This window comes from Bacillus cereus group sp. MYBK14-1 (genome assembly GCF_051916885.1).
GTDB lineage: Bacteria > Bacillota > Bacilli > Bacillales > Bacillaceae_G > Bacillus_A > Bacillus_A cereus.
Map to the genome: position 1 here is coordinate 1 of NZ_JBQAHM010000002.1, position 15,782 is coordinate 15,782.

Below are 15,782 nucleotides of genomic sequence, written 5' to 3' on the forward strand. Positions count from 1 at the left end.
ATGAACTTCTCATTTTTTTGAAAAGCCTTAGGTTTATTTGGTGCGCCCTTTTTTAGAAAAACACCCCTTATTTATACAAAAAATCCTCCTTGACTTCTCATAGTTGGTCTTTCAAATTTTGACCAAAATAAAAAAGCCTGCTGCAGCACGCTTAATTTCGATAAAGTTATATGTTCATTTTCTTCCACGCGTATTCTAGTGGTTCAGTACGTGGTGGTTTCATTACTGCTTTTTCAGTAGTTTTGCTTTCGTTTCGAGAGAAGTTAAACATAACTCCTTTCCGTACAGAAGTTTTCCTACCCCCTGTAATATACATATCACTAATTTCTAATTTTGAACCTTTACGTATTTGTGGTTTACGTTGTACGGTTGGATACAGTGTTTTGGGTTGAATTATTATGCCTTTTATTGTCATAAAATCACCAGCCTTATTCTACTCTTAATGCAATGTTGAACTCCATACACTTGAGTAGTAGGTGTTAAATAATTTATATTTCTGTACTTCTCCATCTTGAGAAATTTCAACGATATCGCCAATTACAAAATTTGAACCCCTATATGTGTAAAGTCCATCAAATTTTGCTCTTAATCCATCTACGTTATCTCCCATAAAAAATGATGTAAATATTATATTTCCTTCTAAAGATGGTGCCTTTAAAAATACCTTATCCCAAATGAAAATAGGAACAGAAACATTTTTTAATCCCTCATATATAAGTTTACTTCTAGCAGCCACCAATGCTGCATAAGGGTCCCATTTTGGACAAACGCTCACCAATACACTAAAAGGAGAAGATATAGGTGTGAATTGTTCTTGTTGATATAGTTCATCTGGAATACCAAATAATCCTATTACAGTCTTCCCTTTTCGTTCTGGAAGATTATCATCGTTTTCATAAACACAATAGATAACAATGTCTTTATCAACGTATAAATATAGGTCCACCATAGCAATTGGTTTACTAATAGTAGTAAGACTAGTATTGTTAATTGTTTTCCCTTGATGAAAACATAATGGATAGAACGCACCAGGTCCTCCGAAAGTAACATCCTTCTCTTTATCATATCGTTCAATTAATCTAAAGCTTGCATCAGTAACAGAATTAGCAGAATCCCTTATATCAAGATGGGGATATTTATCTGCTATAATATCTTGGCTACTTGCAGCAGCGACTTCGAATGGCCGCAATTCTATAAAATGGTTCTTCATACCGTCGTTACCACTTGAGTACATGACGTAAATTTTATCTTTTGATGGCGCATCAGCATTTAATTGCTGCCACCCAGCCTTTTTCATTTCATCGATAATCTTCATAAAGACTTCTCTTCGCTCTAGTCTGTGTAACTTACAAATTTTATTTGTCATTCTGTATGTTCCTCCTTAACTTAAACGTATCGCTTTCATAGAAACATTAAAAGTAGAGTTTGCTACGCCCCTATTTTCTATATAAAGATGGACCTTGTTTGTATGATCTTTATCCTCGCAAGGAATGGATAAAATATCATACGTTCTTTTTTCGGATAAACTTTTATAGATTTGATTCCCATTCTCTTTTTGATCGTACATAAATAACATTGCTTCAACATTTGAATCATTTGTAACTTGAATCGTGCGAATATCGTATTTGTTACAACCTACATCTAGTGGAGCATATAGAGTTTTTCCTGGTTCAATTGTAATTTTTATATTCCTCTCAATAAGGATTGATGGTGTAATCTCACTTTCCGATGTATATCTATATAATTTCATTACAGTTCCCATATTGTATTCACCTCAATTATTTTTTAGATGAATATTAAAATAAATTGGTTCGAATGCTAGGAAATTTGTATCCTTCACAACCTTTACCCAAAAATCACGCGTACTTTGTGCGGCTACTGAATCAATCTGTATTTCATTTAAATAGTTTGTCCCATCTAACGAAATTAGCGCCCAGGTGTAACCGATTTTCTCCATGTACTGTTGAATAGATAGTTTTATATTTGTAGCAGCACCGATGTTATCATTTACGATTGTCATTTTTACAATACGCTCGTTATTCACCATGTAACCTAAGTTCGTTGGATCCGTTGTATTTAATTCTGCGCTATTCATTTTGATTTGCAGGGATGAACCCATGCAATACATATCCCCACCGTAAAAGGTAGCTTGTTTCTTTGCTATCAATTCGTTTTCCTCGTCATATATTTCTATGATTCCCTCAAACTCTAAAGAAGGAAGTAGAATGTCAATGCCGGTATGAGCTGCAGCTACGATGTTAGTAGACAGGATATTATCTGCAGTATCTTTTAATACAACCTTATAATTTTTATATAGTTGGCGCAGACGTAACATGTTGCTTGTTGTCATAATAATTTTATTGATGTCTAGCGGTACAAATCCCTCTGCAGTTCCTCTTTTTAAAACAACACCAATTCTTTTTGCTGCCAATGAATCGTTATCCGCATAATCAAAAAATGTATCTGTCTTTGTATAAAAGTCCCATTGATTTTCCTTGCATATTGCCATCCACTCTTTAACGCTTTGTGAACCATTAGCAGAATAGGATTCAAGAAACTCGACTTTATTCTTTTCATTTTGATAGATTAGTAAGCCGCCTTCATCTCCTTCTTTTATAGGAGCATAATCCGCAATAACCTGGATTGCAAAGTTACTTTGTGGTTTATCGATTAAAAGCATAACGTCTTTATCTGTAGAATGATTCATACGTAAGAATCCCTTTTTAACAGCATTGTTAAATGAATTTGATGGTGACATAAGCCATTTTGGATTTACGGAATCAAAATCATCTACAAATATTTTTCCGCTTTCTTTTTCGTATAAGGATACTTTTGTTTTTTCTTGTTTAAAAGGAACTAACTCTCCGTCGGCATCGATGTCAATTGCATCGAGGTTTATAAAATATCCTTTTATTTCAACAGTATGCTCTTGGTTCATTAGACCTATCTTCTCATATACTAGTGTCTGGGATTGACTACCAGGTCTAAAGAAGCTGATTATTTCTTCCACTCCATCAACTAGTATCTTAGCGTTAGTATCATACGACGAGTTCATAAGACCGATAACTCTAAGTCTTGTACCGATAAAATTGAACTTGATTGAAACTGGATTCTTATCAGGTGGATTGTTTGACGTACTGTGTTTAAAGTGCAAAGTCGAGTTATAAAAATCACTATGAGTTGAATTTGCCCATACTCCTGTGTACCGAATATTTCTATCCGTATCATCAAACCGTTTCCACCCAGGTTCCGGTTTTTTTAGAACATCTCCTACTTTTATTAAATCTGCGTAATCAATAGCAGTTAAAAGCGTAAAAGAAGTTCCATGTTCACCAGAAGCCTTTCCTGCTGTAGTTACTTTAACGTTATGTTCACCCTTAAATAGATCAAGTTTCTCAAATACGACAAGAGAGTAGTCGGAAGAATATGCAGGAACTGAACCAGGATATCTAATACCGTCTATTGTCACTTCAATATTGAATGCATGAGTTGTAAAATTTTTTAATAATATACGCACTGCATTCCCTGTAAATTTAAAATAAAATGAACGACCTAATGCAGCACCAATATACCAGGCGCTATTCCGTTCTAAACTATCAGAATCACCTACTGCACGCCATTTATCTCCTGTATTAATGTTGTTTAATGCTACATTTGAAAAAAACTTACCTGGTTCAGCATTTTCTAAAGTGCAATATTCACGAGTCCACCCTGGTTCTGGTTGCAATAGGTTTTTTCCTAATTGGCTTACCATTTTATCACCTTCTCTTTATCTTGTTTTCTTCCAATTTGAATTTGTCCACCAAGATTGACGACTATGCCGCAACCATAACTTAGGATCATCATTTTCTTTTTCGATAACTATTAATTCATCTGGTTTTTCTGTATCTAGTACTCTCTCCATTTTGAATAGCTCATTATCTTCTAGAACTGATTCTCTTTCTGGCGTACGTTCAAACCGTTCATATTTCTCTGTAACGCTTTCTAATTCATGTTCCCTATAAAATGTATCTGCTTTGTTAGTTGCAGCTTCTATGCTAGTCTGTCGCTCTAATAATTCATGTTCACTAACGATTGCATATCGTTCAGATTCCCTTGCTGCATCTGCAGTTTCAATTACATTTGTATCTCTTGTTATAACTTCTTTATCAGCTGGTGTTATATCAGAGATAATTCCGCCCTCAAATTCACGAATACCGTTAAAAGCTTCTTGCTCTGTAATAAGGGCTTGTTGTGAATCTTGTTTGTAAGAAATGTCTAAAGTTATATGTTCAGCATCTAAGGTAATTGGAACGGTGTCCGAAGCTACTTCTTCAATTACTGCAGTTGTATGTTCTTTTATTGCTTTTTCAGATTCAATTGTTTGATCTAGCTTCATTTGCATCACATTTAGTGATTTAGATGAATCATTAAGTAAGGCAATACGTGTTTCTAGTTCTTTTTGAACACGGCCGAACAAATCGAATTCCGGAAGATATACAGGAATACCAAGGCCCTCAAATAAATCAAACTCTTCAATGTTAGCTTGAAATTCTTTTTCGGTTTTATTGGCAACTTCATCAGTATTTACATCAGTAATAAGTACGCGTTCTTTTAATCCGAATGAAGAAATTTCATCAACATGTGTAAGTACTGCAGTATCTTCTTGATTAGCTTGTTCCAGTTTAACTACAGTTGCTTGTAGCTCATTTTTTACTTCTGCAAATGTAACGTCTGGCGATACGCCTTGTAATTCTTTGAAGATACGATGAGAATAATCTGCATCAGTAATGCCGGCATTTATTTCATGTAACCTTTCTGCTTCTTCTGTGACAATTGTCTGTATCTCGAATATGTTTTGCGATTTATTCGCATCGTCAGTTTCGGAAATGTCTTTAACAGATAATATCCGTGAAGTATTTTCAACTTCTTGTCCCACCTCTATAGCTGCAGTAAATACATTTTCTTTATTTGCGAATTCTTGTTGATCCGTATAAACAGAATCAAGTGTTTCTACGATACGTTTAAATGTGTGTGTTGTATCTACATTCGCATACTGTTCTTTTGTTCTTGTAAATGATGCGGATTCGTTTCTTTCAGAATCAAATATATTTATTTTCTTGCTTACTTCGTTATTTGTAATAACATCTGCAGCAAGTTCCTTTGTTCGAATAGAGTGATCCAGGTTAATTTGAGCTACATCTATGTCACGAATTAAATACGCACTTTCAATATCTTCATAAGGAAGCAGGTCCACATTTTCAATTTCTTCTACACGATTCAACTCATATTGTTTAGCAATAGACGTTTCAATGTCTCTTTGCATACGAGCAAATAAATCATAATCCGGAAGATAAACCGGTATACCCATACCATTGAACAAATCAAATTCTTCTATGATTCCTTTGACTTCTCGCTCTTTTGTACCAAATTCAAATTGTGCCGGAGCATGAAGAAGTATTTCTTTTTTCTGTATATCACCAGTTTCATTTTCGGCAATGGATACAGGTAATATATTTGGAACTGCAGTAGATAAAGTAACCTCTGCATGTGTAGCTGTTAGCTCCCTGGTAACAATCTCGCTCGTTTCATTATGCATTGATACAGCTTCATAATCCGTTGTAACTCTATCGGCCATAAGATCATTATAAAAACCTTCACCATATACAATGCGCGCAACATTTATCCATTCCGGTAATACTTCTACACCTGCAGCGAATTCACGTAACTTACCTTTTAGTAAATCCTGCTTTATGATTGGTGCAACTTCATACTCATTCGTTATAAGATTTGTTTCATCAGAAGCGTGTACCATTGCTTCTATCTCGTTTGGTTTTGTGCTCTCTACCCCTTCGATATGGTTTATATCGAAAATTCGTCTATGTTGTTGTGATCCTTCTGAAGAAATTAGTTGAACAGAAATACTGTCCATTCGTTGCGAATGCTGCATTTCAATGTTGGCCACATTTATATTTCGATTTAAATCAGAATCAGTTGCATTTGAAATGTAGGCTTCTACCTCCATTTGTCGCAATGCATTCTCTACAACATCTGTTAAAATCCCTTTTGCTCTTACTTTTGTGGCAGTTACTCCTGCGTTATCTTCTTTAACAGCCTTATATCTCGCATAAGGAGCAATACAAACTGGATAATCGACATCATTTTTATTTTCTGTATTCGCAGGTGTAATAGAAAAAGAATAAACTTTTTCATTCTGATTAGGTCCAGAACCAACGACAGCAACATGACTTTTTTCTTTGGTACATATAGAAGGGGAAGCAATAGAATAAACTTTTTCACTCATTCTTCTGCTACCCCCTTATGCTTAAATATCTTCTTTGTAGATTGCTAAACCAATTGGATTAAATGGTGTTGCTTTCGCTTGTGTCATAGGACAAACCGGCGTTGTTGGTAATGTATAACGATATAATTGGGCCATTTCATAAGCGCCTGTGATTTCAGAACCAATAACCGGTGCTTCGTTAAATGTAACGGTCTTATCCTCTGCATTGTATACATAATCTGTTTTTTCTACTTCTTTACATGAAATGAATAATCGTAACGTTTCGCCCTTTGGCTTATGTTCTAAATGAAATACTTTACGATGGCCATCACCTTGTCCAAGTACTTCATCTACAACTGTTTTTTCAATTTCTAGTTCATCGGCTTGCTGGATATTCTTTGGATGAACTGCATAAACATCATCTAGCTTTCCAACATATCCATCGTTTGGATGAACGATATAAATTTGAGATAAATGATATTTACCACTATAAACCGATGGATTAAAGCGTCCTTGTCCACTATCTACTGACATATCATGAGTAATGAAAGCTAAATAATGATGCTGGTACATGGCTCCTGTACTTGATTGTGATAATTGAACCGTTTCGTTTCCGTTTGATGTATCAGAACCGTAATCAAGTGGCGCATTACCGATTTTCTTATTGGGTGAATATACAAATTGATCGCCTGGTCTGCAGCCGCTTAAAATAATCATGTTTTTTCTTGGTGCAACATCGAATGTATATAATTTTCCGATATACAACGGAACGAATAATGCACGAACTGGATTTGGTGTTGGATCTACACGCATAAACATAATTAAGCGGTCCTTATTTGCGTTCCCATACAGATAAACAACAGAATCACGATTTAATTCTTTAGAGAAACGCTGCTCCGGTGTAAAACTAATTGATGTATAAGGCGATGGATTCACAAAATTAATCGTAGAATATACTTCACCCATAATACTTTCCATCTTTTGAACATCGAAACTTGTTTTTGCCGTTAATGTATCCAGTGTTCCATCTTCTTTTGGTAATAAGAAATAAATACCGCTAATCTTAATTGTTGTATCTGCTGCAGGTGCGGTTTTAAATACAATTTCCGTTTCAGTGAACGAGTACTCGCTAGGATCAACAATAGTATTATCCTTGTAAACTACGGTCCTGCTTTCGTCAAAGTTAGGAAATGGTAATGTGAAGTTCTTTTTCGTTCCATTTCCTTTTCCTAATTCCCCTAATTTATCACCGGAAAGGATCTCTTTTTCAATAAAGTATCGATTGAAAGTGAATAGCAGCATGTCATTGTTCGGCTCATATGTGTTGGTAGCTAATCTGTATTCACATGTTACTTTATCGCCTTTTGCAATAGCAGTAGTAAATGTTACTTTTCCTGTAGTTGCATCCACCTTATATTTACTCTTTTCTTGTTCAAACCCATTTACATATACAATGACAGAAGGGCCAAGAACAGGAGAAACAGGGATAGAGAAGTCTTTCTTCACTCCATCCCCCATCCCTAATTTACCTAGTGGAGAATCTGCAGAAATAAACCGACTATCAGTGAAATCAGAATCCGCAGTATCATACGCATTTGCTATGCCGAATCTTCTGCGTTCTCCATCACTTCCTAACGATTCAAACAACCTTACATCAATAAATTTTGAAATGCCGCTCTTAATTTGGAAAAATAGCGTTCGTTTCCAACCGTTATCAGCAAATAGTTTTTCTAATTCTTGCGGTAATGTTTGTAAATATACGACTTTATCAAACCACATATATGTACACTCCTTTATACTGTTTTCTCAAAAATACCTAATCCAGCAGGACGGTACGCCGTAGCAGGTCTTTTTGTAATTGGTGAAATAGCATCGACATTAAAGAATTTGTAAATGTCGTGTGAATCCGGACAAGTATTCTTTCTAACTTTTAATCTATCGCCATTTAATAGACCTAACGGAGACAATAGGATCATATAAGGTAAATATCCACGTACACCTTCATCTGGATGAACAATATAAGCACGAGAAGTATGTACTTTATTGCTATAAACAGACGGGTTAAATTGATATTTGTATTCGTCATTATCCTGCGATTGCCATGCTAGTGAATATTGGCCACCATCTTTACCAACGCGATCTGGTGGCATTGCATTAGGCGCTACATTCCAAGCAATAAAATGAGCCTGGTATCTTGCTCCTAATCTTGAACGTTTAATAATTACGTTATCAATACCATTACCAGGGGAACGTGGATAAGACTTCATGACAGGCATGTAGTTTTCTACATTTCTATATGGTTTCGTGTCGTTAAAATCGAATTTATGTGATGCTTCTTCATTACCTGTATCAAAAGCTGTTCCTGCCCATAATGCATCACCTAATGTATCATCGTTAGCGTAACTTTCTAATTGGCCCATATAAAGCGGTGTAACTGGAACCACATTGTTTTCAAAGGCTGGTGTATTATCAGCTTGTATTAATAAAACAACACGACTTTCATCAACTTGGCCATTAATTCGAACCAATGAATCCGGCCACCAGTTTGTTTGAGCATTGATACCTTGTAAATTCGTATTTCGTAATGTTACTTTCACCCAAGGAGACATCATGACTTGCGTTTCTGCTTCATCGTAAGAGTAAACTTTATATGTACCGACACCACTTGGATTTGTCTTTAGAGTGATTCCTATCTTAGTTAATTCCACATCTAATAATATTTTTTCAAATTTATTAAATTCATAAGGGAAAACAAGAACACCCTCATCTGCAACGCTGGGTTCTTTTTCAATCATATAAATATAAAAACAAGAACGATCCCTGCCGCTTTCTAGACGTTTTTTACCGTCTTCGGCAAAAGCTTTCGTTCCTTCTTCATTTGTGAAGTTGTATTTTATCTCTGACTTTTTAAGTGACCATTTTGATATTTGAGCAATTCCATAAATAGAACCGCTATTGTTCTTCACTAGCATGTGCTTACTCATGCCGAATTCAAATTTTGTATTATCGTCGGATTTTACGTCTAAATCCGGATAAACGGCTCTGAAAAACGATTTTACTTTCTTCCATCCGTTAGCGATTACCAATTTAACAATTTCGTCTTGGAACTCGCCTTCTGTATACATTTTTTCAACGTATGCCATCTATTTCACGCTCCTAATCTCTTAATAGTTGGTAATTAAGCCATATAGCTTTTTTCTCTGTAGATGCATTGTGGTATTCAAACTTTAGTTCTGCATTAGCAGGTATAGGTTTTACAATGGAGAAATTAAATCCCTCTGGCACATCTTTTACATAAACCTCTTTAAATACTTGTTGGCCATTAATAAATAAATTCCAGTAGTCCGAGTCACTGTAATGTGAAGCGGCAACAGAAAAAGCAATCATTTCTGTTTCGAATGGTAATGAAAACTTATCTACATGAATTTCATCATGTATACCAACTCTTCGCCCTTGTATGAATGGCTCTGTTTTTGTTGGGAAGTAAGGTGCGTCGAATCTTCCACCAGCCATATAGGTAACAGCAAAACTCATCAATACGCCCCCTTATCTTAAAAAGTGCAATTCAAACCAAACTGTTTTATCAAGAATTCCTTGGTTATGGAATCGAAATACAATTGTGTCTCCTGCTTTAACTGCTTTATAAACCATAAAGTGCATCCCTTCCGGAAGCCGTTTTGTATAAATATCTTGGCAAACGATTTGCCTGTTTACGATTAAATCCCATTTATCATCTAATTCGTAAATGGAAGAACTAACACTAATTGCGTAAATCTCCATATCTGCAGGTAATGTATATTTCACTTCATCCGTTTTAAATGATGTGGAATCCATAATGAAACCAGGTATGAATGGTTCTGTTTTAGTCGGATGAAAAGGTGGATCTAATCGGCCACCGGCTAAATAGGTTGTTTCAAACAAGAGCAATCACCCTTTTTCTTGTATTAAAAAATTCCCGTGCATCATTACGACACATCGGGAATTGGTAAATCAGATAGTATACCGTTACCTTTATTAAGAAGTCGCGGCTGCACACGTTCCAATTGTTTTTGTGCATTATATATTAATTGTATCTCCATCTCTTTTCCGGTTACTTTATGGGAGACAAGGACTTTTTCTAACATGCCATGTGCATTAAAAGCTAAATCGTAGTGTAAATATTTATCTCCATCGACTGCAGATAAACGAGCACCGTCACGAATAAGTGTATATCCTTCGGTCATGCCTTCTTTAAATACGTCATTTGGGTCATTCCCAGGCATTGGCTTACCACCGGTATATATTTGTCTATCGATTAATCCTTTCATCAAATACATGATTGGATCATATAAGTTTTTTTGCATTATCATAGAATCACCCCTAGTTCACGCGCGTAACAGACCAGGTTTTTGCTGGTCGTTGGATATAATAGTGATCTTTGTCTTGATTTACCCGAGGAAATGATAAATCTGGTAGAGAACCATAATCAAATAAGATATTATTTTGCGTATCCAGTACTTGCAAACGTCCTGTAAGAATCCCTTTTGGGTTTCGTACTGCTTCAAATACAATAATATTTACACCGTATTCAAGTGGAATGTCTACATATGTTGGATTGTTCCGGATGAAATAATTTTCTTCGATTAATTTATCATTACAGTAAATATTTAATAAATCGCCATCTTCTAAATCCCAATCCCAAAGTTTTAAACGTAATGTATCTACATTTACTGTAATACCGGTTATATCTGTATAAGGAGCAGGTTCATACCCATAGTTAACAGTTAAATCTAAAGTTTGATAGAATCCATCATCTGCAGAAATCATTGTATTAATCCCTTTAACAAAGTAATTCCACTGTTGGCCAGAATCTCTATTGTAAACAGAAATAACATCAAATAATTGAATCCTTGGATCACCAACTACTGCTACTGTTAATGTTCTGAACTTCTGAATTGCTTTTAAATGATAAGCTGCAGCAACCGCTCTTCTTGCAAAGAATGTTGTTGCCCAGGGCACTTCTATCATTTCCTCTCGTAAATCACCCTGTGATACATTTTTTAATAGAAACGAATTAAGAAATCCGTTTGCGTAATCTCCACATTTAACAACAATACTATTACTTATATCCTGGTCAGTTAGCTGCATATCTAAAGAGATAAGGTTTTCCCCTTCTCTAAAACTAAACTTTGCAGGTTCATTAATTGCATAGTCTGGCATTTTCATAAATGTACAACTTCCGTCTGGTTCGTGTTTAATATAGTGGAATGTTGTATCTATAATATCGCGGACAATTTCATCCCATTTTTGAAATCTCTTTCCTGTTGCTCCTTCCACAATCCAGCTTTGATTGGTTCCAGGAATATTTACTCTGTTACCGTGTAGGACAACTCCGGCTTTTTGGAAGAAGAACTTCACAACATCATAAACATTACCGGTAGGTGCAACAATTTCATCTGATCCAGGTGTTGGGATTACCGATTTATGTAAAACCTTCTTATAGGATGTAGTGCAGGTAACTGAAATCGTGCCGCTTTCGGCATTTACCTTCACATCAGATACGAAACCATGTATATAAGGTAATGCTTCCTCACCGTAGCCAATAGACACTTTAAATTCAGTCTGCGGATATAGCTGGTTTGTATTTGTTACCTCACTGTTATAAAACCATTCTGAAATAGAAGAGAACTTACCATACCAGTTATCAGGAGCCATTTGACCGTATTCATTCGCAAAGGTAATAGTAAATGTACTAGCAAACTGATCTGCGTTCTCCTGCACTTCTAAGCCTATTACACGGTGTTGTATTTGTACGTAAGAAGAAGAGTCTCTTCTTTTCATATAAACAATTAAATTAGGGGAGTTATTCCCAACCTGGAAATAGCTCCCCAACATTCTAATTAAAGAAATAGATCCTTCTCTCACATTCCATCAACTCCTATTCCTGCTTGTGACATAGATATTAATTTACATTTTGCTATGACTAACGTTCCTTTTCGTATTGCATCTACTTCATTCGGCGGAATTATACCCCCGTAGGTACCGTAATCACCAGTAATAATATGAGGACGGTATATTTCCCTCATGAAATCACGCCAATAACTGATATCTTTAAATAGTACAGTGAATTCTACTTCACAACCTTTGCTACCTGCACTTTGAGAACGCGGGTATCCATGCATGACATTATGTAATTTTAAGCCATCTAGTGATTTTGGTAATTTTGTTTGTTCAATCTTTTCGATATTAGGTACATGCCCAAATGCATAGTAATGTACGTCGCGTATATATGCTATGTCAGAGGAACCATAACCGATTGTTGTAAATTCAATTGTTTGTGGCCCTGCACCTACAAAGATTTCTCTTGCTTCCCAGTCATAAGGTCCTCTTGCTCTAAATCTTTCAATACCATTTACCCGAACAATAAAGTACTTATCTGGTAACATGCCATCAGAACCAATAGGAACCTGGGACAAAAACGAAAAGTTATATGTCCCTGGCCATGAGAAATCAATGGTATATCGTATTGTGTCTTTTAACTCTGCAGCCTTTCCTAAGAGATGGTATGAACCACCTCTTCTATGCAATGTTTTTAATATACTCATACATTTCGCACCGCCATTCCCATTAGATCATCAGCAACTACGTTTTGTAGCAGCTTTCTCATTTTTACAAAGTCATCTGCAGATTGTAGTTTTTCAACAGAGACTTTAAAAGTAGCATTTTGAATTGTTACGCCATTAGCCGTTTTCTTCTCAACGTGGGTTTGTCCAGCAAATGGATGTGCAGTTTTACCAATTAAATCAGCAGAACGTGCGCCCATTTGTCCAATTTGATTAGATACATCGGTTACTAGTTTCATTGGTTTAGGTGGAACGACAGCTTTATTTAATAGTTCAGAAGCTTTGTCTACTGCAGGAATCATTTTTTCCATCCCTACACCAAGACCTTCTGTAATATAGCCCCCGTATTCCATCATTAACCGGGATGGGCTTCGGATACCAAAGAACTTTAATACGGCTTTAGGTATTCCCGAAACAACTCCTTTAGCTTTTTTTATAAGCCAATCTGCCATACCGGACATACCTTCACCAATACCGGCAATGATATCTTTTCCCCAGCTAACTGCATCTTTTGCTACATTTTTTACTATAGAACCAACTTTACTAAATACATCCTTTACAGTATCTAAAACGCCTGTAAATGCACCAGTGATTGCTTTCTTTATAGTTTTAAAGTTACTAACAATAAATTCTTTTATACCGCCAACAACATCGGTTATTGTGTTATATAATTTGTTGAAATTAGTAATTACAAACCCAACAAATTCACGAACTGCATTAATGATTGTAAACTTTATAAAATTCCAAGCTGATTGAATCACATTTTTAATTGTGTTCATAACGCTAGAAATTGTATCTTTAATAGATTCCCAAGAGGATTTCACAAAATCTGTTAAGGATTTTAATACTGTAGTAAAGGTTGATTTAATTGCGTCCCAGGCTTTTTTTACAATTTCCTTAATCGTGTTAAAAACACTGGATATTGTATTTTTCATTTTTTCGAATTCAGTTTTTACGTACTGCTTTATTATTGCTAAAGCCATAGAGAAAATTCTCTTAATAGCATTCCATCCAGTAGTAAAAATTTTCTTCCAGGTGTTAACCGCCTTTTGGACACTATTCTTAATGAATTTCCATGTGCCATCTACAATTTTTTTCAAACCACTTAATGCTAGATTAAAAACAAATTTAATAGCATTCCATCCAAATTCGAAAATATTTTTCCAAATTTTAATGTTGTATTCAATTCTTTGTTTTATATATTTCCAAGCTTCTTCTAAGACTTTACCCAAAAATGATGAAACAGATTTGAAAAGTTTTTTTGTACCATTCCAAAATCCAGAGAAGAACTTACCTAAACCATTCCATGCCTTTTTTGCACCTTTTACGGTTGCGTCCCAAGCTTTAGAACAGACATCGCCAATCCATTTAACTGCTTTCTTGGTGTATTTTACGATGTCATCCCAGTTTTTATAAATTAGATATACTAATCCTACAATTGCTAGTATGGCAATCGTCCAGGGATTCATCAGTAAGGTCATCATGGATCTGCCCAACAGCGCTAGAGCTTTCCCAATTCCACCAAACATACCGATAAGTTTAGGGCCGACTTTAAGAATACCTGTAAATAATAATGGCACTTTAGTAAGTATTGGTACTAGGAATCTTAATGAACCAACAAATGCACCTACTCCACTTGTCATAAAGCCCATCATGGCAACTAATGGACCTAATACAGCAACCATACCTAAAATTGCTACAACACCAATTTGAATTGGCTTAGGCATAGAACTAAATGCTTTTGCAGCAACTTCTACTGCTTTAATAATTGGAGGAAGTGCCACTTCTGCAATATCTAAAATAGCTTGTCCTAATGGTTCTAAAGATGCCATTGTAGTACGCATTAACTTTTGCCAACGAACACCAAAAGCTTCTTGCTGCGTCTTCTGCATTTTTCCCATTGTGCCCTCGACATCGCCTAACGCACCATTTGCATTATTAAGACCTAAGACAGCTTGAGCACCCATGTCTTCCCATTTTGTACCGAATACAGCAACACCAAGTTGGTTTGCTTTTACTTTATCGTCCATCTTACTTAAATCACCTAAGACGGCATTAAACACATCTGCAGAAGTTCCTTTACCTTTGTTAAAGTTATCCCAGACCCTTTGTGTTTGGGGTGACATTTCAGCAAAGGCATCAGATACACCTTTAGAACCATCCTGTACCCGAATACCGAACTCTTTTACAAGGTCGTTAATGTAATCGAGATTATAACTGCCATCACGAGTACCGTTTGCCATAATGGTAAACATCTCGTTAGCAGAGAAGCCGGCTTGTTTGTACAATGGTGCATATTCGGCCACATTATCAAACATTTCATTTGAATAGTTCAAACCTTCTTGTCCACCAGCAGCAAATAAATCAAATGCTTCTTTGGAAGAAATACCAAACTGATTCATTAACTGCCCTGCACCACGAGTTACTTCATTGATATCAGAATCAAATGTTTTACCCAATGTCATAGCGCTTTTTGTAGCTTCTTCTAATTCTTCGTGAGGCACGTCTTTCATATTCTGATACACTTTTATAAGAGACTGATCCACTTCTTCAATACTTTGGCCAAATCCATCTTTCCAAGTTTCTTTTGCGATTTTACCAAGGTTTTCAGCACCTTTTTCAGTAAGACCTAAAGAAGATTGGATGTTTCTTTGAGAAGTATCGAAATCAGAAGCCACTTTTACAGCTGCAGCACCGATACCAGCTAAAGGTAAGGAAACACCCGTTGTCATGTTTGTACCAACATCTTTCATTTTGTTACCTACATGACTAATTGATTCCCCTGCCTTTTGAAATTTATCATGCATTCCATTTGCAGTCTTTTGTACTCGATCTTCAAACTGTTGTAAATCTTTATAAGCGCCTTCTGCTTTAATACCAATCGTTCCGAACAGTTGGAACATTTCAGCTAACATTTA

Annotated in this window: 13 protein-coding genes; all 13 read right to left on the reverse strand. The window is 35.7% G+C overall.

Annotated features, from left to right (window positions below; genetic code table 11):
* Positions 1-166: 166 nt before the first annotated feature.
* From ACTFR3_RS05960 to ACTFR3_RS06020, 13 genes are read right to left on the reverse strand one after another with little or no spacing between them, the layout of a single operon-like run.
* Positions 167-415, reverse strand: a complete 249-nt coding sequence (locus ACTFR3_RS05960; RefSeq protein ID WP_400154608.1) for a hypothetical protein — start codon at positions 413-415, stop codon at positions 167-169.
* A gap of 24 nt (positions 416-439) precedes the next feature.
* Positions 440-1,366, reverse strand: coding sequence for a hypothetical protein (locus tag ACTFR3_RS05965; protein ID WP_440044251.1), 927 nt, complete (start codon positions 1,364-1,366; stop codon positions 440-442).
* A gap of 15 nt (positions 1,367-1,381) precedes the next feature.
* Positions 1,382-1,762, reverse strand: a complete 381-nt coding sequence (locus ACTFR3_RS05970; protein WP_000537585.1) for a DUF1998 domain-containing protein — start codon at positions 1,760-1,762, stop codon at positions 1,382-1,384.
* Positions 1,763-1,774: 12 nt separating this feature from the next.
* A complete protein-coding gene (locus tag ACTFR3_RS05975; protein ID WP_440044252.1) occupies positions 1,775-3,754 on the reverse strand; it encodes a hypothetical protein in 1,980 nt (659 codons plus the stop codon).
* A 15-nt stretch (positions 3,755-3,769) separates the two neighbouring features.
* Positions 3,770-6,283 carry a hypothetical protein gene (locus ACTFR3_RS05980; protein ID WP_440044253.1) on the reverse strand — a complete coding sequence of 838 codons (2,514 nt, stop codon included), beginning with the start codon at positions 6,281-6,283 and terminating at the stop codon, positions 3,770-3,772.
* A 21-nt stretch (positions 6,284-6,304) separates the two neighbouring features.
* Complete coding sequence (locus ACTFR3_RS05985) at positions 6,305-8,041, reverse strand: hypothetical protein (protein WP_000264174.1); 1,737 nt, start codon at positions 8,039-8,041, stop codon at positions 6,305-6,307.
* A 14-nt stretch (positions 8,042-8,055) separates the two neighbouring features.
* On the reverse strand, positions 8,056-9,405 hold the full coding sequence (locus ACTFR3_RS05990; RefSeq protein ID WP_440044254.1) for a hypothetical protein: 1,350 nt from the start codon (positions 9,403-9,405) through the stop codon (positions 8,056-8,058).
* Positions 9,406-9,418: 13 nt separating this feature from the next.
* Positions 9,419-9,796 (reverse strand): Low copy number virion structural protein, encoded by a 378-nt coding sequence (locus tag ACTFR3_RS05995; protein ID WP_098159795.1) that lies wholly within the window; start codon positions 9,794-9,796, stop codon positions 9,419-9,421.
* Positions 9,797-9,808: 12 nt separating this feature from the next.
* A complete protein-coding gene (locus tag ACTFR3_RS06000) occupies positions 9,809-10,183 on the reverse strand; it encodes a Low copy number virion structural protein (protein ID WP_153579529.1) in 375 nt (124 codons plus the stop codon).
* A gap of 44 nt (positions 10,184-10,227) precedes the next feature.
* Positions 10,228-10,611 (reverse strand): hypothetical protein, encoded by a 384-nt coding sequence (locus tag ACTFR3_RS06005; RefSeq protein WP_000605844.1) that lies wholly within the window; start codon positions 10,609-10,611, stop codon positions 10,228-10,230.
* Between the two features lie 10 nt (positions 10,612-10,621).
* Positions 10,622-12,166, reverse strand: coding sequence for a hypothetical protein (locus ACTFR3_RS06010; RefSeq protein WP_098773551.1), 1,545 nt, complete (start codon positions 12,164-12,166; stop codon positions 10,622-10,624).
* Positions 12,163-12,846 carry a hypothetical protein gene (locus ACTFR3_RS06015; protein WP_000025604.1) on the reverse strand — a complete coding sequence of 228 codons (684 nt, stop codon included), beginning with the start codon at positions 12,844-12,846 and terminating at the stop codon, positions 12,163-12,165. The genes ACTFR3_RS06010 and ACTFR3_RS06015 overlap by 4 nt, the downstream gene beginning before the upstream one ends.
* The gene (locus ACTFR3_RS06020) at positions 12,843-15,779 is read right to left on the reverse strand and encodes a phage tail tape measure protein (RefSeq protein ID WP_440044256.1); all 2,937 of its coding nucleotides are present in this window, start codon (positions 15,777-15,779) and stop codon (positions 12,843-12,845) included. The genes ACTFR3_RS06015 and ACTFR3_RS06020 overlap by 4 nt, the downstream gene beginning before the upstream one ends.
* Positions 15,780-15,782: the final 3 nt, after the last annotated feature.